The organism is Candidatus Pelagadaptatus aseana (assembly GCF_040362265.1).
In the GTDB taxonomy this organism is placed as follows: domain Bacteria; phylum Pseudomonadota; class Gammaproteobacteria; order Pseudomonadales; family Cellvibrionaceae; genus Pelagadaptatus; species Pelagadaptatus aseana.
The window spans coordinates 157,006-180,356 of sequence record NZ_BAABNJ010000007.1 but is presented as its reverse complement, the minus strand read 5'-3'; the positions used below and the strand labels follow the sequence as shown (position 1 = coordinate 180,356).

21 protein-coding genes are annotated in these 23,351 nt (G+C 53.7%); 12 read left to right on the top strand and 9 right to left on the bottom strand.

What is annotated here, in order from left to right; genetic code table 11:
- Window positions 1–2 precede the first annotated feature (2 nt).
- Entirely contained in the window at window positions 3–809 is an 807-nt protein-coding gene (locus ACPXV9_RS12230; protein WP_423897465.1) for an outer membrane lipoprotein-sorting protein, read from the bottom strand.
- Complete coding sequence (locus ACPXV9_RS12225; protein ID WP_423897462.1) at window positions 806–3,451, bottom strand: efflux RND transporter permease subunit; 2,646 nt, start codon at window positions 3,449–3,451, stop codon at window positions 806–808. Before ACPXV9_RS12225 ends, ACPXV9_RS12230 begins: the two co-directional genes overlap by 4 nt.
- 127 nt (window positions 3,452–3,578) lie before the next feature.
- On the opposite strand from ACPXV9_RS12225, the gene ACPXV9_RS12220 reads away from it, so the two are divergent.
- On the top strand, window positions 3,579–3,884 hold the full coding sequence (locus tag ACPXV9_RS12220; RefSeq protein WP_423897459.1) for an ArsR/SmtB family transcription factor: 306 nt from the start codon (window positions 3,579–3,581) through the stop codon (window positions 3,882–3,884).
- Window positions 3,885–3,893: 9 nt separating this feature from the next.
- On the opposite strand, the gene ACPXV9_RS12215 is transcribed toward ACPXV9_RS12220, so the two are convergent.
- Complete coding sequence (locus ACPXV9_RS12215) at window positions 3,894–5,426, bottom strand: hypothetical protein (RefSeq protein WP_423897458.1); 1,533 nt, start codon at window positions 5,424–5,426, stop codon at window positions 3,894–3,896.
- 1 nt (window position 5,427) lies between these two features.
- On the bottom strand, window positions 5,428–7,539 hold the full coding sequence (gene ppk1 / locus ACPXV9_RS12210; protein ID WP_423897456.1) for a polyphosphate kinase 1: 2,112 nt from the start codon (window positions 7,537–7,539) through the stop codon (window positions 5,428–5,430).
- 197 nt (window positions 7,540–7,736) lie between these two features.
- On the opposite strand from ppk1, the gene nrdR reads away from it, so the two are divergent.
- From nrdR to ribA, 10 genes are all read left to right on the top strand, one after another.
- Window positions 7,737–8,198: a transcriptional regulator NrdR gene (gene nrdR, locus ACPXV9_RS12205; RefSeq protein ID WP_423897453.1), complete on the top strand. Its 462-nt coding sequence runs from the start codon at window positions 7,737–7,739 to the stop codon at window positions 8,196–8,198.
- Between the two features lie 6 nt (window positions 8,199–8,204).
- Entirely contained in the window at window positions 8,205–9,350 is a 1,146-nt protein-coding gene (ribD, locus tag ACPXV9_RS12200) for a bifunctional diaminohydroxyphosphoribosylaminopyrimidine deaminase/5-amino-6-(5-phosphoribosylamino)uracil reductase RibD (protein WP_423897451.1), read from the top strand.
- Window positions 9,351–9,387: 37 nt separating this feature from the next.
- Window positions 9,388–10,050: a riboflavin synthase gene (locus ACPXV9_RS12195; RefSeq protein WP_423897448.1), complete on the top strand. Its 663-nt coding sequence runs from the start codon at window positions 9,388–9,390 to the stop codon at window positions 10,048–10,050.
- Between the two features lie 94 nt (window positions 10,051–10,144).
- A complete protein-coding gene (ribBA, locus tag ACPXV9_RS12190; RefSeq protein WP_423897446.1) occupies window positions 10,145–11,260 on the top strand; it encodes a bifunctional 3,4-dihydroxy-2-butanone-4-phosphate synthase/GTP cyclohydrolase II in 1,116 nt (371 codons plus the stop codon).
- A gap of 45 nt (window positions 11,261–11,305) precedes the next feature.
- Window positions 11,306–11,776, top strand: a complete 471-nt coding sequence (ribE, locus tag ACPXV9_RS12185) for a 6,7-dimethyl-8-ribityllumazine synthase (RefSeq protein ID WP_423897443.1) — start codon at window positions 11,306–11,308, stop codon at window positions 11,774–11,776.
- A 4-nt stretch (window positions 11,777–11,780) separates the two neighbouring features.
- Window positions 11,781–12,242, top strand: coding sequence for a transcription antitermination factor NusB (nusB, locus tag ACPXV9_RS12180; protein WP_423897440.1), 462 nt, complete (start codon window positions 11,781–11,783; stop codon window positions 12,240–12,242).
- Between the two features lie 23 nt (window positions 12,243–12,265).
- Window positions 12,266–13,243: a thiamine-phosphate kinase gene (gene thiL, locus ACPXV9_RS12175; protein WP_423897604.1), complete on the top strand. Its 978-nt coding sequence runs from the start codon at window positions 12,266–12,268 to the stop codon at window positions 13,241–13,243.
- Entirely contained in the window at window positions 13,236–13,730 is a 495-nt protein-coding gene (locus ACPXV9_RS12170) for a phosphatidylglycerophosphatase A family protein (RefSeq protein WP_423897437.1), read from the top strand. The genes thiL and ACPXV9_RS12170 overlap by 8 nt, the downstream gene beginning before the upstream one ends.
- On the top strand, window positions 13,717–14,355 hold the full coding sequence (locus tag ACPXV9_RS12165; RefSeq protein ID WP_423897435.1) for a retropepsin-like aspartic protease family protein: 639 nt from the start codon (window positions 13,717–13,719) through the stop codon (window positions 14,353–14,355). Before ACPXV9_RS12170 ends, ACPXV9_RS12165 begins: the two co-directional genes overlap by 14 nt.
- A gap of 35 nt (window positions 14,356–14,390) precedes the next feature.
- On the top strand, window positions 14,391–14,993 hold the full coding sequence (gene ribA, locus ACPXV9_RS12160; RefSeq protein WP_423897433.1) for a GTP cyclohydrolase II: 603 nt from the start codon (window positions 14,391–14,393) through the stop codon (window positions 14,991–14,993).
- A 49-nt stretch (window positions 14,994–15,042) separates the two neighbouring features.
- On the opposite strand, the gene ACPXV9_RS12155 is transcribed toward ribA, so the two are convergent.
- From ACPXV9_RS12155 to ACPXV9_RS12145, 3 genes are all read right to left on the bottom strand, one after another.
- Complete coding sequence (locus tag ACPXV9_RS12155) at window positions 15,043–17,013, bottom strand: M48 family metallopeptidase (RefSeq protein WP_423897432.1); 1,971 nt, start codon at window positions 17,011–17,013, stop codon at window positions 15,043–15,045.
- Window positions 17,014–17,131: 118 nt separating this feature from the next.
- Window positions 17,132–17,728: a LemA family protein gene (locus ACPXV9_RS12150; protein WP_423897430.1), complete on the bottom strand. Its 597-nt coding sequence runs from the start codon at window positions 17,726–17,728 to the stop codon at window positions 17,132–17,134.
- 56 nt (window positions 17,729–17,784) lie between these two features.
- The gene (locus ACPXV9_RS12145) at window positions 17,785–20,001 is read right to left on the bottom strand and encodes a putative bifunctional diguanylate cyclase/phosphodiesterase (protein ID WP_423897429.1); all 2,217 of its coding nucleotides are present in this window, start codon (window positions 19,999–20,001) and stop codon (window positions 17,785–17,787) included.
- Between the two features lie 134 nt (window positions 20,002–20,135).
- On the opposite strand from ACPXV9_RS12145, the gene ACPXV9_RS12140 reads away from it, so the two are divergent.
- Entirely contained in the window at window positions 20,136–21,314 is a 1,179-nt protein-coding gene (locus ACPXV9_RS12140; RefSeq protein WP_423897427.1) for an acetyl-CoA C-acyltransferase, read from the top strand.
- A 120-nt stretch (window positions 21,315–21,434) separates the two neighbouring features.
- Here ACPXV9_RS12140 and yjgA read toward each other — a convergent pair whose 3' ends face one another.
- The gene (yjgA, locus tag ACPXV9_RS12135; protein WP_423897425.1) at window positions 21,435–21,950 is read right to left on the bottom strand and encodes a ribosome biogenesis factor YjgA; all 516 of its coding nucleotides are present in this window, start codon (window positions 21,948–21,950) and stop codon (window positions 21,435–21,437) included.
- Between the two features lie 11 nt (window positions 21,951–21,961).
- Window positions 21,962–23,326, bottom strand: a complete 1,365-nt coding sequence (mgtE, locus tag ACPXV9_RS12130; RefSeq protein ID WP_423897422.1) for a magnesium transporter — start codon at window positions 23,324–23,326, stop codon at window positions 21,962–21,964.
- Between the last annotated feature and the right edge of the window lie 25 nt (window positions 23,327–23,351).

Sequence of the window (23,351 nt, the reverse complement as noted above, 5' to 3'; positions counted from 1 at the left end):
TGTTATCGCAAGTATTTGATGGGTGCGCGACGCAAAAAGCGTTCACTGAAAATCTCATCGGGCAGGTTGATGTTGTAATTGACCTGGGTGTAGCTCATTACTGTGGTGCTGCCACTGCGCAGGTCCTGCATGCTCGCCTGAATTACCGTGGGATAGCTACCAACTTTTTCCACTTTATGGGCTTTAGCGATGCGGTATTTCTCACCGTTGTTATCAAAATATTCGGTTTGCACCGGAATAAACGTGCCCTTGTGTACGTGCACAATATAGTGGCTGAACTCTACGCTGGCGGGATCCTTGGGGGTGTTTTTGAGAATGTAGTAATCGTCGGTGGTGTCGATCAATTCGTGGTGGTCGGCATCAATTGCGCGGCCACTGACGTCTTCGTAATAATAATCGGAGCCAACAAAGCTGGTGCGTTTGTCCGCGGCAGCAATGCGTTTTACCAGATCCAGAGCTGGCAGATAGAGCCAGCGGTCGTCATCTTCCTGTAAATGTTTCCACACCAGAAAGGACATCTTGTTGACATCCGCCGGGCGCTGGAAATGTACGTACATCTGCTGATCGCTCTTGTAGGCGTTGCCTTCCAGGTTGTCTGTATCGGCCTGATCGCGGCGCAAGATGGTGAAGCGACGTTCGCGTTGACGCCCCTGACTGTCGGTGATGAGCATATGGACCTGAGCGCGGCCATCTTTGCCCTGATAATAGGCGGTCAGGTTGGCGCGATTGACGATGTCTTCGACGCTCAAAGATTGTGCCCAGGTCGTTGCTGTGGCCAGCAAAAGGGCAAGGGTCTTGATCAGTTTCATGGATTCTTCTCCTCTGTTTCCGCCTGGAATAACAGGTTTTGTAACAGTTTAAGGCAGGCCGGCAGAATCAGCAGGGTAGCGATAGCGGCACTGATGATGATGGAAGCGATAAAAACGCCTACGGTTTGATAGGGCACCAGTGGTGCCATCAGTAATGGCGTAAATCCGGCGCCAAGAATGATGGCATTGCGTGAAATGGCTCGGGCTGGCTCGCCAAAGATCAATGGCGCGGCCTGCTGCCAACTGCCGGTTTCGCGCACCAGTTCACGCGAGCGAGCCAGAAAGTGGATGGCGTAATCCACCGCCAGTCCCAGGCTGAGGGCGCTCAGTACCGCCACAGGCATGTCGTAGTCTTTGCCGATCAGGCCGATAATGCCGTAGATCAGCCCCACGGTCAGGGTCAGGGGGATCATTGCCAGCAAGCCCCAGCTCAGTGAGCGAAACAGCAGGGTCATCATGGCCAGTACAATGGCAAAGGATCCAAGGAAGGCCTCCATCATGCCGTTCACCATTTTTCCTTGCCAGATAACATTAATGTACGTCAGTCCGAACCAATTGCTCTGGAGGTTCTGAGGCGCAGGATTGGTAGCGACAAAGTGGTTAAAGTGTTCCACCACCTGTTCCATGTCCTGATTGTCGCCACTGGTCAGTTGTAGCCACATCACACTGTGGCGAAAGTCCGGGGTGACAAAGTGCCAGAGGTCGTGGGGGCGATGGCTGTTCTGATAGGTGATCAGGGTTTGGCCCACGGCGTTGGCGCTGTCGGGAATGCGAAACTGTGCCGGATCGCCCAGTTGCAGTTCCCGGAACACGGTTTTGGTGACATCGGTCAGCGAGTTGACTTTGCCTACTGCGACACTGGTGAGCATGTGCGCCTGAAGCTGTTCGAGCCAGCGCAGGACTTCCGGTTGTTTGAATATTTGCCCGCGTTGTCGCTCTTCATCCAACAGCAGTTGCAGGTCGTCCCAGCTGTAATAGTCATCGCCTTCGGCCGATTGCAGGCCGGCGTCAACCAGTTGGGTGAGTTGCTGCCAGTCGCCTTGATTGGTCAATAGCTCCATGGCCTGATCATAGGGCGGTGCGGTATTGCCGAGCAGCAGTCCCTGTTGTTTCCTTGTGGCAATGGCTTTGGCAACCCGATTCAGGTCAATGGTCTGAGTGTCGGATTGCGGAGAGAATTCCAGGTAGGCCATATAGGTGCCGCCGAAGTGGTGGTTGAGAACCCGGTCGGCAACTCTGATGGGGTGTTCCGCTTCAAACCAGCGCGTGGGGTTGTCGTTGACGTTGATCTTGCTGATGCCGAAGCCGGCGATGATGGCGACGACTACGGAGATGGCCAGAATCCAGCCCGGCTTGCGCTGGGTCAGATTGCCTATGGCGCTCAGCAGTCGATTCAGGGGTGAGGGGCTGTCTTCCTGATTGTCGGCGCCATAGCCTTCCAGACGCGCTTCATCAATGGACATGATATAGGCCGGAATAAACAGCATCGTCCAAAGCCAGGCGAGAAAAACGCCAATGGCAATATACAGGCCAAATACCTGTACTGGCGGGATCGGGGTCAGCATCAACGAGGCAAACCCGGCCATGGTGGTCAGAGTGGTAAACAGCATGGGGGCGAACAGCTCATTGAGTACATGCTCAATGGTTTTGCGGCGATCTTTGTATTTGGGATAGACGTCAAAAAACTCCGACAGAATATGAACGGCATCCAATACGGCAATGGGCATGATAAAGATGGGGATCATGGAGCTCATGATGTGCAGCGTGTTGCCGCTTATGATCAGCAGGCCCATGGTGGCCAGCGAACAAACCATGGCCAGCACCATGGGTGAAACCACCAAAATCAGTCGCTTGAAGAACCACCACAGCAGGGCAAAAATCAGCAGCATGGCCAGCGGCGCTGAGATGGCCATCTGGATAAACATTTCCACGCCGAAGGTGTCTTCAGCGACAGGCAACCCTGTGATGTGGACTTCATCGCCCGACTGCTCCCAGCCCTGAGTAAAACTCAAGAGTTGGTTGCGGATGCGATAGGAGGTGTCCTTGCTGGTGATTGGCAGGTACAGGGCCAGAGCCTGGCCGTCTTCGGATACCAGAGTGCCGTTGAGAAACGGTATTTTCTGGGCGCGTTGCAATACCGCCAGTGCCTCGGCATCGTTTTGTGGTGGCGCGGGCATCAGCCAGGAAAAGTTCACACTGCCCAGTCCGCCCTGTTCAATGTTGTCGACGGTGGATGGGGCCATTAAATCAATTCGGACAACGCCCTGCTGGTTGCCGTTGTCATCCAGCCATTGCAGGCTTTTGGCAAATTCGGTGAGTTGGTAAACCCGGGTCAGTGAATCTTTGTTGAAAATGCCCTGGGGGTGCTGGTGATTGATCAGGCCCACCACGACCATGTCGTGGAGGTTGAAGCGCTCTTTGGCGTGATCGTGAAAAACCCGCACAGGCTCATCGGCCGACAGCATATTTTCCGGATCGGTATCGACTTTCAGGGCGTGCAGTTGCGGAAACTGTTGAGGCCAGAGTGATGGCAGTGCGGCAGCCCCTACTATTGTCAGAGTAGACAGCACCATCGCCCAAATAATGGTCTTTGGGTGGTTGAGTGCGTAGTGAATCATTCTTTGCTTGATGGCTTGGTACATGCTGATGCTCTCTGGCGAAGACAGTTTTAATATTAATTTTTTCTAATATTAGATAAATATAATATTAGCGTCAACTAATGCTTGTGTTATGATGGGTTCAATCTAAGCAAAGTAATATAGGTTGAGTATGGATCTGGAGACTATGCAGGCCAATGCAGCGCAGGCATCGGCGCTGTTGAAATCCCTGTCGAATCCGTCGCGGATGCTGGTGCTGTGTGCTCTGATGAATCGCGAACACACTGTAGGTGAGTTGGAAGAATTGACGGGCCTGAGTCAGTCGGCCATTTCCCAGCATATGGCCCGGTTACGTGATGAGGGGATTGTTGCGACTCGCCGTGAGGCCCAGTGGATTTATTATTCGCTGGTGGATGAGGCGGTTAAGGCCATACTCGAAACTATGCACCGCTTGTATTGCCCGGAAGAGTACCTTTGAAGTGGTTGCTCAACTGAAACTGAAGGTCAGGTTCAGATCCACATTAGCAAAGCGCTGCTGTTCTTTTTCCAGGTCGGCCTGAAACAGTTCAGAGCCGTGACGCCATTCCTCACCAAATTGCATGTCGACACCTTTCTTGGTGAAGCTGAGTTGCACATCACTGTTATCCCCTTCCTGACGGAAGCGATTCACCAGAATTGCCAGTCGCAGGATCAGAATGATTTTGAAAATCGGTTTGCGCTTGTAGTGGGTCAGTTCGGGCAGTGATTCTGGTCGCAGTTGTTTACGCTGGGATAACAGGATGTAGGCCAGCACTTCCTGTTGCTCCTGGTTGAAGCCGGCCAGAGAGGCGTTGCTGACGATGTAGTGGGCATGCTGGTTGGCTTTGTGGTAGTTGAGCTGGTGACCGACTTCGTGCAGCTGGCAGGCCCAGCGCAGCAGGTTGCGGTAGATGCCGTCTTTGAAATTCCAGGCGGCTGTGGCCCGATCGTATACCTGCAGGGCATCGCGCTCCACCCGAAAAGCCTGTTCAATATCGGCGTTAAAGCGATTGGCCAGTTGGCTGACGCTGAAATCGCGGACATCGCTCAAGTGAATGCGATCTTCCACTTCGGCCACCAGCCCTTCACGCAGAGCGTGATCACAGTAGATCATGGTGTCGATCTTCATGGTTTCGAAGACCGCAATCAGTGTGGCCAGTCCGCCACAAATAACACCATAGCGATCTTCGTTGACACCGGGTAGTTCGATATTGCTGACGTTGCTGGCGCTCAGTAGCTGCTGTTTGATTTTGTAGAGAATATCCAGAGTGATGATGCCGTTGGCATCGATGTTGGTGCAGACGAAACCCGATAAGGCCTTGATGGTGCCCGATGTCCCCAGGACGGTTTTCCAGCCGGTTTTGCGGTAGCGGCGCTTGATGGGGTCGAGCTGTTGCTCGGCAAAGATAATGGCTTTCTTAAAGGCGGCAGGGGTGATGTCTCCTTCACTGAAATAGTGATCGGAAAGGCTGACACAGCCGACATTGCAGCTGTGCAGTTGCAGCGGGGTGTGGTCTTTGCCGATGATCATCTCGGTGCTGCCGCCACCGATATCAACGATCAAATGATTGTGCTTGAGTACGTTGTTGTGACTGACCCCCTGAAAAATCAGGCGAGCCTCTTCAGTACCGCTCATGATTTCAATGGGGTAGGGCAGGAAGGTTTTGGCCTGATCGATCAGGGTTTTAATGTTGCGTGCGGTACGGAAAGTGTAGGTGCCGACAATGCGCACCAGATCGGGCTGGAATTGTTGCAGAATGTCGGAAAACATCTTCAGGGTTTGCAGGGCTGTCTCGATGGATTCTTGACTGAGGTTGTCATTGTCGTCCAGGCCTTTGGCCAGCGCCACCTGACGTTTTTCCCGGTGAAATACTTTAAGGCCGTGATCTGAGCTCTCAGCCAGCAGCATATGGAAGCTGTTGGAGCCCAGATCAATGGCGGCAATGCGCTGGCTGCTGTCGCTGATGATATTGTCTGAAAGGTTGTTTTCCGTTTGGTTCACACTATTCCTCTTGTGCGCGCAGTTCCTGCTCAAGCAGGTAATTGTGGATTTCCCTCTGCGAGCGAATTTTTTTGCCGCTGTGGCGCTCCACGTATTGGTTGGTCTGGTTGCGATCAAGTATACGGGCTTTGGCGTTGTCGCTCAGCTGAATGTCGAGGACGTCAATGATCTGCTGCTTCAGGGTTTCATCGTAAATGGGTGTGCCCACTTCGACCCGGCGGTCGATATTGCGCGTCATCCAGTCGCCGGAGGTGATAAAAACTTTGGGGTCGCCACCGTTGCCGAACACCAAAACCCGGGCGTGTTCCAGAAAGCGGTCAACAATACTGGTGAATTTGATGTTGGCCGAGCTGCCCTTGATGCCGGGCATCATGGATACCATGCCACGGATGATCATCTGTATCTCGACTCCGGCTTCGGCGGCTTCACAGAGTTTTTCGCTGAGCTGACGATCTACCAGATTGTTGGCTTTGATTTTCATAAACGCCGGTTTGCCTGCGCGGGCCAGGGCAATTTCGTTGTCGATCAGCTCGTTGAAGCGGCGCCGACTGTTGATTGGGGACAGGATCAGGTGTTGCAGTTTGGGATGGCGGTAGCTGTATTTGATGAACTGAAATACCTGAGCCACTTCAGAAGTGATGCCATCGTGTGCGGTAAACAGGCTGTAATCGGTGTATATGCGGGCGTTGCGCTCGTGAAAATTGCCGGTGCCGATGTGGGCATAACGCTTCAGATTGCGCCCTTCTTTGCGAGTGATCAGGCAGAGCTTTGAGTGGATCTTGAGCGAGGGTATGCCAAATTCAACCTGAATGCCGCGGGCCTGTAATTCACGGGATACCTTGACGTTGTTCTGCTCGTCAAAACGGGCGTGCAGTTCAACCACCACGGTGACCTTTTTGCCGTTACGTGCGGCGTCAGTGAGGGCGCCGAGCACTTTGGAGTTATTGGCCACCCGGTAGATGTTGATAAAAATTTCGGTGACCTTGGGATCAAACGAGGCCTGCCGTAACCACTCGGTAAAATAATTGAACGAGTGATAGGGGTAGTACAACAGTATGTCCCGCTCGGCGATGGCTTCAAACGCGCTGCTGTGGCGGTCAAAGCCCGCAGAGGGGATGGCGGGCATTTTTTTGAATTCAAGTGAGGCAGCGCCCACGTTGGGCATGCCAATAAAGTCTTTGAAGTTGCGAATCGCACCGCTGGGAATCAATGAATCGTAGCTGGAAAAATGCAGACGATGCTTGAGAAAGCGCACCATGCCCTCGGGCATGTTTTCATCGTACACCAGCCGTACGGGTTCAGCCGACAGACGTTTCTTTAGGCCGGAGGACATTTTTGCCAGCAGGCTCTCGTCAATTTCATTACTGAGATCCAGCTCGGCATCGCGGGTCATTTTAAATGAATAGGCGTGGACGCTGTCGTACTCGAAGGCCACCTTGAAGATGTCATTCAGTGCAAACGCGATGGCGTCTTCAAGCAGCAGAAATTGTTTGTGGTGCTCTTTTTCCTGAGGCAGCAGGATAAAGCGGTCGGTGTCTTTGGTGGGGACTTCGACCACCGCATAAGTGGTTTTGCTGCCCCGGATCATACCAACGGCCAGATAGAAGTCGTCATCACTGAGGCTGGCTTCCAGGTCCAGTGAGTCGTGGGCAATAATCGGTGAAATAAAGGGGCGTATGTGCTCCAGAAAGTACTGGCTTAACCACTCCCTCTGGTGGGCGGTCATCTGGGTATGACTGGCAAGCAGTTCAATATCCTTTTCGGCCAGTGCCTTATTGATCTTTTTGTAAGCACGGTCAAAGCGCTTGTTGAGCTTATTGACCATGTTCTGGATTTCGCTCAGCAGTTGCTCGTTGTCCGTATCCGGATCGTCGTCATTGCGCAGCATCATCTGGCGGCGAACATCGGCCACGCGCACCCGGAAGAACTCATCCATATTGCTGGAAAAAATACCCAGAAACCGCATCCGTTCAATCAGTGGCGTCATGGGATCTTCGGCCTCTTGCAGGACTCTGGCGTTAAATGAAAGCCAGCTTAACTCCCGCGGAATGAAAACCGGAGCTGAAGAGGTGGTTGTGACGGTGTCGGGTGCAGTCGGAGTGCTTGAATTCATAATGGGTAAGGCTGTATGCATTGGCGATTAAAATCTTAACACTATATGGCAGTTATATGACGGCGATATTTCATCGTCTTGCAATTTCTGAGCATATGGAGGCCATAATTACCGTTAATTTTGAAACTTTTGGCTTCGGTGTATCTGGGCGGCTGTGTTAAAATTGCCCGAATTTGCGTTGTTTAAGGCGATTTTCCATGCATTGCCCCTTCTGTCAGGCCGACGACACCAAGGTTATTGATTCCAGACTGGTTGCCGAGGGCGGCCAGGTCCGTCGTCGTCGAGAGTGTCTGTCGTGTCATGAGCGTTTTACCACTTATGAAATTGCCGAGCTGTTGTTGCCGCGTGTCATTAAAGGCGATGGCAGTCGTGAGCCTTTCGATGAAGAAAAATTGCGCGCGGGCTTTTTGCGGGCATTGGAGAAGCGTCCTGTAAGCTCGGAAGACATTGAGCGCGCCATTAACAGAATAAAACATGTTCTGCAGGCTACCGGAGAGCGGGAGGTGGCTGCCCGGATTATTGGTGAGGCGGTAATGGAGCAGTTGCGCGATCTGGATGAAGTGGCCTATGTCCGTTTTGCATCCGTGTATCGTCGCTTCAAGGATCTCAACGAATTTCGTGAAGAAATTGATCGTTTGGAAAGTGAGCCGGAAGCCTGATTGTCTATGTCATTCCCGTCTGAGTTGTCATCGTCAGATTATGAGTTTATGGCCCGCGCTATTCGTTTGGCGAGAAACGGGCTCTATACCACCATGCCCAATCCGCGAGTGGGTTGCGTGCTGGTCAAAGACGGTGCGGTGATTGCTGAGGGCTGGCATGCCCGGGCCGGAGAAGGGCACGCCGAGGTGCAGGCTCTGGCCGATGCCCGTGATCGCGGTGTTGAGGTGGCCGGTGCTACGGCTTATGTCACCTTGGAGCCCTGCAGTCATACCGGCAAGACCGGGCCCTGTGCAGATGCCTTGATCAAGGCCGGTATTGGTCGCCTGGTGTACGGAATGAAAGATCCCAATCCGCAAGTGGCTGGTCGTGGCCTGACGCGTATTGCTGAGGTTGGAATTTCTGTGGATGGCCCCATATTGGAGGCCGAGGCCAGACAGTTGAATCCGGGTTTTATCAAGCGAATGGAGTGTGGCCGTCCTCTGGTGCGTTGCAAACTGGCCATGAGTGTTGATGGCCGCACTGCGATGGCCAGTGGTGAAAGTCAGTGGATTACCGGCCCTGAAGCTCGCTCGGATGTGCAAAAACTGCGTGCCAGAAGCTGCGCTGTGGTTACTGGTGTGGGTTCCATACTGCTCGACGACTCGTCGTTGACGGTTCGCGCCAATGAACTGGGACTTGAGAACGCCGGCGATATCGCAAAGCGTCAGCCTCTGCGGGTGGTGCTCGATTCCAACCAGCGTCTCCACGCCGAGGCAAAGGTGGTACAATCCGCCGCCGCTACGTTGGTGGTGTCAACTGCCGATAAAGCCAACAGCGCTTTGCCCGCCGAGATCGAGCAGCTGTCGCTGTCGGCTGATGAGACCGGGCGGGTGAATCTGGGGGCGTTGCTCGATGAGCTGGGCCGGCGTCAGTGCAATGAGGTGCTGTTGGAGACGGGGGCAACCCTGGCCGGTGCATTTTTGCAGGCCGGTCTGATTGATGAATTGATTGTCTATATGGCCCCCAAATTGTTGGGCAGTCGCGGTCGGCCACTCTTGGAGCTGCCGTTCGATACCATGGATCAGCAGGTGCCGTTGACTATAAATGATGTGCGTGCCGTTGGGCGTGATTGGCGTCTGACCCTGATGCCAGACCTTGACACCAGACCCTGAGACCAGAGTCTCGGGCGAAACCTTAATAGGGTGATTTATGTTTACAGGAATTATTGAGGCCGTAGGCGAAATCGTTGCGGCAGAGCCCCGCGGTGGTGATTTGCGGCTGCGCATTAAAAGTAACGGGCTGGATCTGGCCGACGTAGAGTTGGGGGATTCCATTGCCACCAATGGTGTCTGCCTTACCGTGGTCGAGTTGCCGGGTGATGGCTACTGGGCCGATGTGTCAGTAGAAACTCTGGATTTCACTACCCTGCGCAGCTGGCAGGTGGGCCGCCGGGTCAATCTGGAAAAAGCGCTGACGCCGACAACCCGTCTGGGTGGGCATCTGGTCAGTGGTCATGTGGATGGTGTTGGTGAGGTGGTGAGTCGCCATCTGGATGCCCGCTCCTGGCGCTTTCGCATCAAGGCGCCGGCAGAACTGGCCAAATACATTGCCCACAAGGGCTCGATTACCGTGGATGGCACCAGCCTGACCGTCAATGCCGTTGATGGCGATGAATTTGAGCTCAATATCGTGCCGCACACCATTGCCGAGACAGTGATTGGTGATTATCAGGCGGGCACCCAGGTGAATCTGGAAGTAGACGTTATCGCGCGCTATCTGGAGCGTCTATTATTGGGAGATAAAGCGGCTGAGTCGGGTGCAGGCAAGGGCATTGATCTGGCTTTTCTGGCCGAAAATGGTTTTTACAAATGACCTCAACGCTGATTGAAGCGTATTCAAGCAGAAGATTTTAACAGACGGTTCGCGAGAGCCAATTGGTAAGCAAGCGTATTGCTCAGGATTTATTATGGAATTGAACACCGTAGAAGAATTAATCGACGACATTCGTCAGGGTAAGATGGTTATCCTGATGGATGACGAAGATCGCGAGAATGAAGGCGATCTGGTGATTGCCGCCGAGCAGGTGCGCACCGAGGATGTCAACTTTATGGCGACCCACGCCCGTGGTTTGATTTGCCTGACCCTGTCTGAAGATCGCTGCCAGAAACTGGATCTGCCATTGATGGTGAATGACAATCGCGCTCAGCACACCACCAACTTTACCGTATCGATTGAGGCGGCCGAAGGCGTCAGTACCGGTATTTCTGCTGCGGATCGCGCGCGCACCATACGCGCAGCCGTTGCTCGTGATGCCGTGGCCTCTGATATTGTGCAGCCCGGCCATATTTTTCCTTTGATGGCACAGCCCGGTGGCGTGCTGAGTCGTGCCGGGCACACTGAGGCCGGTTGTGATCTGGCGCGTCTGGCTGGGTTTGAGCCGGCCGCTGCGATTGTAGAAATCATGAATGAAGATGGCAGCATGGCCCGTCGCCCGGATCTGGAAAAGTTTGCCAAGGAGCACAATCTGAAAATCGGTACCATCGCCGATCTGATTCACTACCGCTCCATCAACGAAAAGACTGTCGAGTGTACCCGTGAGCGTACGGTTCAGACCCAGTACGGGGAATTCCAGTTGCACACCTATCTGGACAAGGCCCGCCAGGAAAAGCACTTTGCTCTGACCATGGGCGATATTCGCAGCGACGACCCCTGTCTGGTCCGGGTTCATGTGGGCAGTACAGCTCGCGATGTGTTCAAGATTGTTCGTCCCACCGATGGCGAATACGCCCCCTGGACCTTTGATCGCGCCATTCAGCAAATCGCCGAAGAGGGACGCGGTGCGCTGGTGATGATCTGTCACGATGAGACCACCGGTGACATTGAAGAGAGCATCGACTGGATGCTGTCTGGTAAGCAGGAACGCCCGAATCAGGATCTGGTGTACAAGCAGGTGGGAACCGGCTCTCAGATTCTGTGTGATCTGGGTATCCACAAGATGCGCCTGATGAGTGCGCCCTTCCGTTTCAGTGCCCTGTCCGGGTTTGATCTGGAAGTGGTCGAATACATCCATACTGCCAAATAATTGAATTGGCTAACTTGAACTGATTAAAAACAAGCGAGAAAACACATGAGCCAGATTACCGTTGTTGAAGGCGACTTCACCCAGTGCAAGGGCAAGTACGCCCTGATTGTCAGCCGCTGGAACAGCTTTGTGGTAGAGAGCCTGAAAGAGGGCGCTCTGGATACCCTGCGTCGTCACGGTATCACCGAAGATCAGATCACCATCTACTACGTGCCGGGCGCTTTCGAATTCCCGCTGGCAGCGCAGAAGATTGCGGCTTCCGGTAAGTTTGATGCCATCATCGCGCTGGGTGCCGTCATCCGTGGTGGTACTCCCCACTTTGAATACGTGGCCGGCGAGTGCACCAAAGGTCTGGCTCAGGTTTCCCTGCAGACCGGTGTGATTGTGACCTTCGGTGTGTTGACTGTCGACTCCATTGAGCAGGCCATCGAGCGCTCCGGTACCAAGGCGGGTAACAAGGGTGAAGAGGCGGCTGTGACGGCTCTGGAGATGGTTTCTCTGTTGGGTCAGGTGTAACACCGTGACCGATAGTAAGAAATCCAATGGTGTGTCCCCGGCTGCCAGACGCCGGGCGCGTCACTATGCCATGCAGGCCCTGTATCAGTGGCAGATGACTGGCAACAGCATCAACTCCATTGAGGCCGAATTTCATACCGATAACGACATGAGTAATGTCGATACGCTGTATTTTCGCGAGCTATTGCACAAGGTGCCGCAGAAACTGCCGGAACTGGAGGAATGCTTTACGCCTTACCTGCAGGAGCGCTCACTGGAAGAACTGGATCCGATTACTCTGGCTCTGTTGCGCCTGTCCACCTACGAATTGATGTTCCGTCTCGATGTGCCCTATAAAGTGGTGATCAATGAAGCGGTATCACTGGCGAAAAAATTCGGTGCGGCGGACAGCCACAAATTTATCAATGGTGTGCTGGACAAGGTTTCCCAGCAGCATCGCGCCATCGAAGTTAAAGCCGGCCGCTAGGTCGGCATTGTTTGTTTGCGACCATGCCGGCTGATGAATTTGCCCTGATTGAGCATTACTTCAGACGGGATAGTGGCGTGGCTGCTGAGGCTTCGGTTGCACTGGGGATTGGTGATGACTGCGCCTTGTTGGAGGTTCCCGCGGGTAAACAGCTGGCGGTGTCTCTGGATACCCTGGTGGCGGGCAGGCACTTTCCGGTTGATGCTTGTGCGGAAGAAATTGCCCAGAGAGCGTTGCGAGTCAGTGTCAGCGATCTTGCGGCCATGGGTGCGGAGCCTCTCTGGGTAACACTGGGTTTGACCCTGCCCGAAGCCGATCAGGATTGGCTTGAAGGGTTTTCCCGAGGGCTGTTTGCGGCCGCTGCAGAATTGGGTGTGGCGCTTGTGGGCGGTGATACCACCCGTGGGCCCCTGACCATGTCGCTGCAGGTGCATGGTGCGGTTAATCCACAGCAGGCCCTGAGACGCGATGGTGCGTCGCCCGGCGATGGTGTTTATGTCACCGGCAGTCTGGGAGACGGTGCGGCGGCACTGGCGTTGATTCTGGATCAGGCGCAAGCGGGTGATGAAGCACGGCAATATCTACTCGAGCGTTATTACCGTCCCCGTCCGAACCTGCAAGAAGGGCTGTTGCTGGCCGGGCTGGCATCCGCTGCCATCGATATTTCTGATGGGTTGGTGGCGGATCTGGGGCATATTTGTCAGGCCAGTGGCGTAGCGGCTCAAGTACAGGTGCATGATCTGCCCAGATCTGCAGCCATGTTGCAGGTGGCTGATGAAGGCCAGCAGCTGAGTTGGCCGCTCAGTGGCGGCGATGACTATCGGTTGTGCTTCACCCTGGCGCCGGGAAAAGAAGAGAGACTGCAGCAGCTGATCGAACAACAGCAGCTGATGGCTTACAGGATTGGCGACATAGTTTCAGGCGCCGGCGTTCACTGTTTTGATCAGGGACGCCGGCTGGACATAACGGCAACAGGATATAACCACTTTAGCAATGACTGATTCCTCCGGAGCGATCGACGCAAAAAGCATATTGAAGAATCCTGTACACGCGCTGGCGTTTGGGTTCGGTTCGGGGCTGGCGCCCAAAGCCCCGGGTACCTTCGGAACTCTGGCTGCCATTCCTTTGTATCTGCTGGTTCAGGATTTGCCTCTGATCAGCTATTTGATATTTCTTCTGGTGACCTTTGCTGTTGGTGTTTATCTCTGTCATAAAACGGCGGCCGATCTCGGTGTGCACGACCATCCGGGGATCGTCTGGGATGAATTTGTCGGCTATTGGTTGACCATGCTGGCGGCTCCACCAGGTTGGGGTTGGATTCTGCTGGGGTTTTTGGTGTTTCGTCTGTTTGATGTTCTCAAGCCTTGGCCGATCAAGTGGTTTGATCACCATGTTCACGGCGGCTTTGGCATCATGATTGATGATGTGCTGGCCGCATTGATGGCTTTGGCAGTAATGCACCTTGGGTACTGGTATGTGTTGGCTTAAGTCTCTTTTGATACTGGCCATCTCTCTGGGTGCGAGTCTGGCTCAGGGCGCTGACGTGGAAGTCAAAGGGCTGTTTAAAGGCAGTGCCATTCTGGTGGTCGATGGCAAACAGAAGCTGTTAAAGGCCGGGCAGAGCTTTGCTGGCGTAACCCTGGTTTCATCGAATAGTAAAGCCGCCGTGGTGGAGATCGATGGCGAACGCCACAAGTTGGGCATGTCGCGGAAAATATCCTCCACCTACAAGGCCGCCGAAAAAGTCGAAGTGCGACTGGCGCAGGTGCGGGGTGGCCATTACATCACCAAGGGCCGGATCAACAACCGGGCAGTGACCATGATGGTGGATACCGGAGCTACCTCGGTGGCAATGAGTCTGCCTCAGGCCAAGGCGCTGGGACTTGATTATCGCAATGGAACCCCCATTAGAATCAATACCGCCAATGGCGTCAGTCAGGGCTACAAAATTAATTTGCGCAGCGTTCAGGTAGGAGCGGTGCGTGTCGATAATGTTGAAGCTGTCGTCAATATGAGCGACTTCCCAGACATTATCCTGTTGGGCAACAGCTATTTGTCGCGGGTGTCCATGAGTAAGCAAAACGGCGTGCTGATTTTGCAATCGAAACTATAAGTCGGTCCATAGGGATCGTGATGAGAGGTTAACCGGTGACGGTTCGATACATAGAGTCTTCAAAATTACCGACCCCTTGGGGGATCTTTGAAATGCATGGTTTTGAAGACGGTGACAAGGAACACGTTGTCCTGAGCATGGGCGATATTCACGGTGATCAGCCGCTGCTGGCGCGCATCCATTCCGAGTGTCTGACGGGTGATGCATTGTTCAGTTTGCGCTGTGATTGTGGTGCCCAGTTGCAGGCCGCCATGCATCGCATTTCCGTTGAGGGGCGCGGGGTTATCTTTTATTTGCGTCAGGAGGGGCGCGGCATTGGTTTGCTGAATAAAATCAAGGCATACAATCTTCAGGATCAGGGGTGTGATACCGTCGAGGCCAATGAAAAACTGGGCTTTGGTGCGGATATGCGCGATTACTCAATTCTCAAGCCCATGATTGAGCACCTCAACATTGGTCAGTTGAAACTGATGACCAACAATCCGCGCAAAATCAAAGCCCTGCAGGAGCTGGGTGTGGATGTGGTCGAGCGATTGGCTCATCAGCCGGGTCGCAATCCGCACAATGCCAAGTACCTGGAAACCAAGAAAGGCAAGCTTGGGCATATGCTGGAAAATGGTGAAGACAGCGACAGCTGATGGGTATTTCACCTCCTACGTTATAAAGGGCTCACAGTGAGCCCTTTTTTTATGCCGCAGTGACACTGTCTGGTGTCGCCAGAGGCGGGACCGGGCAATCAAGGCAGTCTGCAAGGGCACGGAACAACTCCTGCTCCTCAATTTGGATCTTCCTGTCAGCTTCGATCGTAGTGGCTATGGCTTTCAGCAGCAGTGGCTTCTTCAGGGGCGCAAGCTGCCTTAATTGTTTGAGGGCGCTGTCGAGTCGGGGCAGGGATATGTGCTCTACCGGTAACAGGGGACAGTTGCTGATGGACAGTTGTTTGATGCCTGCATCATAGGCTGCTTGTGGGTTGGCGCTGCGCCCGAAGTGGGCAACGCTGCTCAGCAGTTGCTGGCAGTCTGGGGCCAGTTGATGCAAGGTCGAATGGGTTCTTGATGGTTTTTGTTTGGTGATGCTCAATCGGTTTTTTAGCAGCTGGTAGAGGGACCATTCAAAAATGGCCACTTGCCTGTCGTCACGGATCAGTGCGATTACGTTCTTGAGAAAAACCTGCTGTTGGGGTTCGGACATCTGTTGCAGCGCGGGCAGGCACAGCTCAAACAGGGGCAGCTTTTCGTGATCGGGTAATGCTTCTACCAAAGGGAATATCTGCCGGCAGAATTTATAGGTTACCGGGTGGGCGGCTTGTTTCAGCAGGTCCCAGCATGAGTCGGGTTGCTTTTGTCCTTTTAACAGCAGACCGTAGATGATGGCCCGGGCAGAATAGCCATCTTTGGCTGCCTGCATCAATGGCTCGGGTATGGCGGCAAGCAGAGTGCCGGCATGTTCAATGGCCTCAGGCGATGGTTCGCCGATCAGTTCGATGGCGTCTTCAAGGGTTGCTGTCTGGGTGGCGTTCCTCTGGCTACTGAATTGTGACAGGCTATCGGCGTGTTCGCTCGCAGCGGCCGTTGTAGTCTGAGGCTCGATAAAATCGCCACTCCAGCCGGGCTCAATACGCTTAATGCGCTCCTGCAGGGGAGGATGCGTGGCGCCAAGACTACCCAGCGAGCTTTTGATGGCGGAGCCAAAAAACAAATGGCTGAACTGTTCACTGTTGTGATGGCTGATTCTGGCGCGATCTGGCAGCCCGCCAATTTTTTTCAGGGCACCACTGATGCCCGCGGGATTGCGGGTAAATTGCACCGCGGAGGCGTCGGCCAAAAATTCCCTCTGGCGACTCACCGCCGCTTTGATCAAGCCACCGAAAAAGGTGCCGCTGTAGCCGATGATCATTAATCCCAGACCCAGAATGGCGCCTTTGTTTTGGTCGTTGTTGCGATTGCTGCCGTAGCGAACGTAGTGGCTGCCATAGCGTCGACTGCTGTAGTGGCCACTGGAATACATCATCATGCGTCCGATCAGGCCGATCAGCAAAATCCCGTGTAACACGCCGGTGAGTTTCATATTCAGTTTCATGTCGCCATGGAGAATATGACTGAATTCGTGAGCGATAACCCCTTGCAGCTGATCACGGTTCAGTTGTTCGAGACAGCCACGGGTAACGCCGATGGCGGCGTTCTGCGGGCTGGTGCCGGCGGCAAAGGCATTGATACTGCTCTCTTCGAGAAGGTATACCGCGGGAATTGGTGTGCCCGAAGCAATGGCCATTTCGGCAACCACGTTGAGAACTTTTTGCTCAAGAGTATCGTCCGTATTGACCTGAATCAGTCTCCCGCCCATCAGTTCGGCAACGTAACTTCCGCCCCTGGCCAGTTGTCGGCTTTTATACCAGCTCCCTGCCAGCACCACGGAAGCAACAACAAAACTGACACTGCCGAAAAGCTCCCAGGTGATGATGTCGAGAATGGGAAAGGTGCCAGCACCCAAGTCGTTATAGGCCGCAAAGCGTTGATTATTGTGGTGCTGGAAGTAGTAGATAAATGCCGCTACCAGCAGCGTGGTCAGAGCGATCAGACAGGCAACCGCTGCAGCAAACAGGGCCACCAGTTTTTTGGTGTTCTGGCGGGCCTGATCCTGGTGCTCGAAAAAATTCATGGTGGGTACACAACTGTGGTTGTAACAGCCTCTTTGGCAAGAGGCTTTATGTAGAAAGATACTTTGTCCGGAAAGACGCTCTTCTTAGAAAGACGCTCTTCTTAGAAGGACACTCTTGTTAGAAAGATACTTTTGGGGCCGCCTGTATCTGCACCGAGTCTTCAAATTCAAGCAGACTCATGTCATTGCGATGGCCAAAAATACCTGCCAGAGCGACAGGCGGGAATGACTGCTTATAGGTGTTGTAGGCGGTTGCGCCATCATTAAAGGCCTGGCGGGCAAAGGCCACCTTGTTCTCGGTGCTGGTCAGCTCTTCAGATACCTGTGCCATATTCTGATTGGCCTTCAGGTCGGGGTAGGCTTCCACGACCACGTTGAGTTTACCCAGTGCCTGGGTGAGTTGTGCCTCAGCACTGGACAGCGATTGCATGGCTGCGGGGTCGCCAGGGTTGCGAGCGGCCTGCTGCAACCCTCCCAGTGCGCTGTTGCGTGCGGCAATTACAGACTCCAGAGTCTCTTTTTCGTGCTTGAGATAGGCCTTGGCTGTTTCCACCAGATTGGGGATCAGGTCGTAGCGGCGCTTCAGTTGTACTTCGATTTGAGCAAAGCCATTGTCGGCACGATTCTTAAGTTTGACCAGTTGGTTGTAGATGCCGATAACGTATAGAACGATGGCGATCAGTACGACCCAAGTAATGATGGTTGAGATGTCCATAGTGCGTCCCTGTTGCGGCCATAAATTCGTTGAGAACGAATGGCTGTCTATTGGAGTCAAGCAAAATAGCGGGCGGTAAATTCTTCTGCCGCCAGCGGTTTGCTGAAATAGTAACCCTGAATTTCTTCACAATCGAGCCCGCTCAGATATTTTAGTTGGTATTCGGTCTCGACCCCCTCGGCCACAACTTTCAATCCCAGTGAATGAGCCAGATAAAGAATGCTTGCCACCATGGTTTTATCTTCTGGCTGGGTTTCCAGATTCATGACAAAGGAGCGATCGATTTTCAGCTTGTCGATAGGGAACTGCTTCAGGTAGCTGAGAGATGAGTAACCGGTGCCGAAGTCATCGATGGAAAGCTGGAAGCCCATGGCTTTGAGTTGATGCATGATGTCGATGCTGTGATGGATATCCTGCATCAGCATGCTCTCGGTGATTTCAAACTCAAGAAATTGTTCTATGCCACTGTGGGGTTTCACCATCCGCTGCAGACGCTTCATAAAATCCGGGTGCTGGAACTGCCGTCCGGACAGATTGATGGCCAGTTTGAAATCCCCTTGGGGTTGCCACTGCAGTATCTGCTCTATGCCCGTTTGAATGGCCTGTTCGCCAATGCCAATAATCAGACCCGATTGTTCGGCTACCGGGATAAACTCATCGGGGTAATAGCGAAAGCCTTGTTCGCCCGGCCAGCGCATCAAGGCTTCTGCACCCAGAATAGTGCGGGTCTTGGCGCACATTTTGGGCTGATAATGGAGGGTCAGTTGATCACTGTCCTGACGCAGATGTTTTTCAATGGCGTTGAGGCGCTGCTCGGTTTTATGGATTTCAACATTGTAATGCTGGATATACTCACTGTCCGATTGCTTGGCTTGCAGCAGTGCGGCGTCGGCACATTTGATCAGGTCGTGCAGTTTGTCTCCATCGTCCGGGTAGCGGCTGCTGCCGAGCCGGATGGGCAAGTAGAAGTCGCTGTCGCGCTGCCTTATGGGGTGCTCGGCCAGATTGAGGATGGTCTGCATGATTTGCCGTTGTTGTTCGCTGTCGCTGCCGGTAATGACCAGGCCAAAGGTGGTGCCATCAATGCGGAAAGGTTGCTGCCCAAGCAGGGTTTGCTGTTGGCTGCGAAGGGTCTGAATCAGGTTTTGGCAGAAGCCTTTGATCAGTGTGTCCCCGAATTGATAACCGTGAATTGAGGTAATGCGGTCAAAGCGGTGCAGGTTGATCAATACCAGACAGAAATTGTTGTGGCCTGACTGTGCCAGATGTTGTTCCAGCGACTGTTCCAGAGTCAGGCGATTGGGAAGTTCGGTGAGAGGATCATGGCTGGCCTGAAATTGCAGTTGCTGTTGGGCGGCAACCTTGTCCGTGATGTCTTCCAGATAGATATGACAGGCTTCCAGATCGTCAAGGCTGGAAGAGGCATACTGGAAGGTTCGACCCTGCTGATGAAATTCGCCTGTTGCTTTTTCCCGATGGTTTGAGCTGCAGGTGAGGTCTGCGGGTAGAAATTGCTGCCACTGCGAAAGCTGCATCTGTTGTAACAGTTGTTGGCCCGATGGGTTGGCGTAGGTGATATTGCCTTCAAAGTCTGCACTCAGAACGGGGTTGGGATTGCGTTCGGCAAACATGGCGATACGTTTTCTCTCGGCCGCCTCGCGCAGATAGCGGTCGACAAAGAAGCCAACAAATAGCGCCAGAGCGGTAATGCTGATGCTGAACAGGATCACCAGTTGTGAGCCTAATTCGTTGTTTTCCAAGCTGACCATGCTGCCTTTTTCCGCCTCTGCCGCAATGGCATCCTGCAGTTGCTTGAGCTTGCTGTTTACCTGATTGCCTGCCTCGGTCAGCCGGACAAGTTGTGCTCTGGCCAGATCCCAGTCAATGCTATTGCTGTCGAGATTGGTATCCAGTGCTGTGGCCTGTGCCTTCATGTTGTCGAACAGACGCGTCATCTCCCGGATGGATTCGTCCATCCGGGTTTGTCTCGCAATTTCCATGGTGTTGTCGTAGATGATGGTTTCGGCCTGCTGCAGTTGTGTCAGCAGTCTTGGGCGGTCGGTGGTGGCGTAGTATTCATAGAGCAGGCGCTCGTATTCGGTTTTTGCTTCCTGTAATTCCCTGACGGTTTGCAGTAGGGGCAGGGTCTGGCTGAACAGGGCTTTGTGGTTGTTCTGACTGTCGCGATTGTTGCTGAAAATAAAGCTGGATACTGTAACCGCCGCGACAATAACGACAAAATAGAGGGCAGCGATACGGTGGCGATAGGTCACAGGCAGACTTCCGATTATTTGGCTAGGAAAAAAGGTTGTATTTGCTCTGGGCTGATTAGTCAACTCACAACATAATAGCCGCAGTATAATTGTGGACCATTCATTCAGCTCACTGCAGCAGTATAGGAGAATTTATGTCAGATTCAGTTGTTATCGTGGGCATGTCACGCACCCCTATGGGAGGGATGCAGGGCATGTTCAGTGGTTTATCCGTAACCCAATTGGGGGCCGAGGCGATCAGAGGTGCACTGGCTGATGCCGGGGTGGCGGCTGCGGATGTTGATGAAGTTTTGATGGGCTGCGTGTTGCCGGCTGGAGCAGGTCAGGCTCCGGCCCGTCAGGCGGCTCTGGCAGCGGGGATCGATAAGCACACCCCCTGTACTACCGTAAACAAGGTCTGTGGATCCGGCATGAAAACCGTCATGCAGGCTCACGATGCCATCCTTGCCGGCAGTGCCGAGGTGATCGTGGCTGGTGGTATGGAGAGCATGACCAACGCGCCTTATCTGATGCCACAGGGGCGCAGTGGTTATCGCTTTGGTCATGGCGAGCTGTTCGATCATATGCTCTATGACGGCTTGCAGGACGCCTACAGTGGCGGTCCCATGGGCAGCTTCGGCGAGGTCTGTGCCGAGAAGTTCGGCTTTACCCGCGAGATGCAGGATGACTACGCTATTGAATCTCTGGCTCGTGCCAATAAGGCGATTACAGAAGGTAAGTTCCAGCGCGAAATTACTCCGGTGACATTAAAGACCCGCAAGGGTGAGACAGTGATCGATACCGATGAGCAACCGGGTAATGCCCGACCGGATAAGATCCCGTCACTGCGTCCGGCGTTCAAAAAGGACGGCACCATTACCGCGGCCAATGCCAGCTCCATTTCAGATGGTGCTGCGGCGTTGGTTTTGATGAAGCGATCTGAGGCTGAAAAACGCGGTCTGAATGTGATTGCGACGGTGCGTGGCCACTCCCAAAATGCTCATGAGCCAGAGTGGTTTACCACAGCGCCTGTGGGGGCCATGGAAAAATTGATGAAGCGTTTGCAATGGTCTTCAGATTCGGTGGATCTGTTCGAAATCAATGAGGCGTTTGCGGTGGTGACCATGGCGGCCATGAAAGAGCTGGATATTCCCCACGACAAGGTCAACGTTCACGGCGGTGCCTGTGCGCTGGGTCATCCTCTGGGTGCATCCGGTGCCCGCATTCTGGTGACCCTGCTGGGTGCGATGGAGACCTATGATAAGAAGACCGGTGTTGCCAGTCTGTGTATTGGTGGGGGTGAGGCCACGGCTCTGGCGGTTGAGCGGGGCTGATAATCACACTTGTCATTCCGAGCGCAAACCCATGTCATCTCGAGCGCAGCGAGAGATCTCTCAAGAGTGCTTAGATTCCAGGAGATCCATCGCATTGCGTGGCTCTGCTCGGGATGACTGTTATTCTTCCAGCTGCTCGCGAATCAGCTTAAACAGTTTGCGGGCACTGCTTGGGGGCTTTTTCTGGCTGGTTTCTTTCTGGGCGTTGCGAATCAATTGTCTCAGCAGTTGCACTTCCACTTGAGGAAATTCCGAGACAAACTTTTGCAGTTCGCTCTTGTCTCCGCTCAATAATTTATCTCGCCATTGCTCGGCCTGATGGTGCAGTCGAACACTGTGTTGCCCTTCATTTTGCAGCCGCTCGTAGGCGGCGCGAACATCATCCAGCTCGGCGCTGCGCATCAGTTTACCGATGTACTGTAATTGTCGGCGGCGGCCTTCGCGGTGTTTCATGCCGCGGGCTTCGGTAATGGCAATTTGCAGCTGGCCTTCCAGTGGGATTTTCAGGAACTGCTTGTCGGTCAGGTTAACCAGTTTTTCGCCAAAGTCCTGCAGCTCCTGCATTTCTTTTTTGATCTGGGTTCTGGATTTAACGACGGGTTCTTCGTCGTTATTGAAATCTTCAAAATCGGACATGGTGTGGGTTCTTAAGAGTAAAAGTAAGTGGCCAGACCCAGGAAGGCGAAGAAGCCCACCACATCCGTAATGGTTGTGAGGGTGACGCTGCCGGCCAGAGCGGGGTCAATCTTCAGGCTTTTTAAAATAATCGGGAGCAACGCGCCGGCGGTGGCTGCCGTTACCAGATTGATGATCATGGCACAGGCGATGATAATCGCGATCTTGGGGTCGCCAAACCAGACGCTGGTGATGGCGCCGAGTATCAAGGCCCAGAGCATGCCGTTGAGAAAGCCGACCCTGAGTTCCCGGGATAATAGCCAGTTGATGTTGTTGCGGCCGATTTGGCCAAGGGCCATGCCGCGAATCACCACAGTCAGTGTCTGGCTGCCTGCTACGCCGCCCATACTGGCAACGATGGGCATTAAAATGGCGAGTGCTACGACCTTCTCAATGGTGTCTTCGAAAATATTGATGACCGCTGATGCAATGATGGCCGTAATCAGATTGATACCGAGCCAGGTTGCGCGGCGGGGCATGGCTCGACGTACGGTGGCAAAGGTGTCTTCGTCTTCATCCAGACCGGCCATACTCATTAACGAGTGATCGGCGTCCTCTCGAATTACGTCGACCACATCATCAATGGTAATCCGGCCGACCACCCGGTTGTTTTCATCGATCACGGGTGCGGAAATCCAGTCGTGCCGCTCAAACAGATTCGCCACTTCGCTGTCGTCCATATCCACCGGAATGGCTTCAACGTCGGTGAGCATGACTTCCCGTACGGTAATGTTAGGGGAGGTGGTGAGAATTTTGGCAACAGGCAGCAGGCCGACAAATTGCCCCTGCTTGTTAATCACAATCAGATTGTCGGTGGAGGCGGGCAGCTCTTCATGGCGCCGTAAATAGCGCAGTACCACATCGAGCGTCAGGCGCGGGCGCACGGTGATGGTATCCGTGTTCATCAGGCCGCCGGCGGTGTCCTCATCGTAGGACAGTACCGATTCGACCCGTAGCCGGTCCCTAGCGCTCATGGCCGCCAGTACTTCCTTGATGACCCGGTCCGGCAGCTGCTGCAGGATGTCAGCAACATCATCGGTATCCAGACCTTCGGTTATGCCCACCACTTCGTCGGTGTTCATGCGCTGCAGAATCTGGGTCTGGATATCGTCTGACAGTTCCTGAAGAACTTCGCCCTCGGTGTCCTTATCGATCAAGCGCCATAGCATCCAGCGCGAAGGTGGTGGTGAAGATTCCAGCAGATGGGCAATCTCAGCCGGCTCGAGGCCATTGAGCATGCGGCGAATGGGCTTGAATGTGCCGCTGTCCAGAGCATCCTGAATCTCACCCAGTTGTGACTGGGTTTGCTGCAATATTTCTTTACTGGTCGATTGCATGAATGCTCTTGGTTTGGAAAGTGTG

What these genes read in the sequence shown, in the direction of transcription:
- ACPXV9_RS12230 (WP_423897465.1), bottom strand. Translation starts at nt 809, where the DNA reads ATGAAACTGATCAAGACCCTTGCCCTTTTGCTGGCCACAGCAACGACC.
- ribE (WP_423897443.1), top strand. Translation starts at nt 11,306, where the DNA reads ATGAGCCAGATTACCGTTGTTGAAGGCGACTTCACCCAGTGCAAGGGC.
- thiL (WP_423897604.1), top strand. Translation starts at nt 12,266, where the DNA reads ATGCCGGCTGATGAATTTGCCCTGATTGAGCATTACTTCAGACGGGAT.
- yjgA (WP_423897425.1), bottom strand. Translation starts at nt 21,950, where the DNA reads ATGTCCGATTTTGAAGATTTCAATAACGACGAAGAACCCGTCGTTAAA.
- ribD (WP_423897451.1), top strand. Translation starts at nt 8,205, where the DNA reads ATGTCATTCCCGTCTGAGTTGTCATCGTCAGATTATGAGTTTATGGCC.
- ACPXV9_RS12140 (WP_423897427.1), top strand. Translation starts at nt 20,136, where the DNA reads ATGTCAGATTCAGTTGTTATCGTGGGCATGTCACGCACCCCTATGGGA.
- ACPXV9_RS12225 (WP_423897462.1), bottom strand. Translation starts at nt 3,451, where the DNA reads ATGTACCAAGCCATCAAGCAAAGAATGATTCACTACGCACTCAACCAC.
- mgtE (WP_423897422.1), bottom strand. Translation starts at nt 23,326, where the DNA reads ATGCAATCGACCAGTAAAGAAATATTGCAGCAAACCCAGTCACAACTG.
- ppk1 (WP_423897456.1), bottom strand. Translation starts at nt 7,539, where the DNA reads ATGAATTCAAGCACTCCGACTGCACCCGACACCGTCACAACCACCTCT.
- ACPXV9_RS12220 (WP_423897459.1), top strand. Translation starts at nt 3,579, where the DNA reads ATGGATCTGGAGACTATGCAGGCCAATGCAGCGCAGGCATCGGCGCTG.
- ACPXV9_RS12165 (WP_423897435.1), top strand. Translation starts at nt 13,717, where the DNA reads ATGTGTTGGCTTAAGTCTCTTTTGATACTGGCCATCTCTCTGGGTGCG.
- ACPXV9_RS12150 (WP_423897430.1), bottom strand. Translation starts at nt 17,728, where the DNA reads ATGGACATCTCAACCATCATTACTTGGGTCGTACTGATCGCCATCGTT.
- ribBA (WP_423897446.1), top strand. Translation starts at nt 10,145, where the DNA reads ATGGAATTGAACACCGTAGAAGAATTAATCGACGACATTCGTCAGGGT.
- nrdR (WP_423897453.1), top strand. Translation starts at nt 7,737, where the DNA reads ATGCATTGCCCCTTCTGTCAGGCCGACGACACCAAGGTTATTGATTCC.
- ACPXV9_RS12195 (WP_423897448.1), top strand. Translation starts at nt 9,388, where the DNA reads ATGTTTACAGGAATTATTGAGGCCGTAGGCGAAATCGTTGCGGCAGAG.
- ACPXV9_RS12170 (WP_423897437.1), top strand. Translation starts at nt 13,236, where the DNA reads ATGACTGATTCCTCCGGAGCGATCGACGCAAAAAGCATATTGAAGAAT.
- ACPXV9_RS12155 (WP_423897432.1), bottom strand. Translation starts at nt 17,013, where the DNA reads ATGAATTTTTTCGAGCACCAGGATCAGGCCCGCCAGAACACCAAAAAA.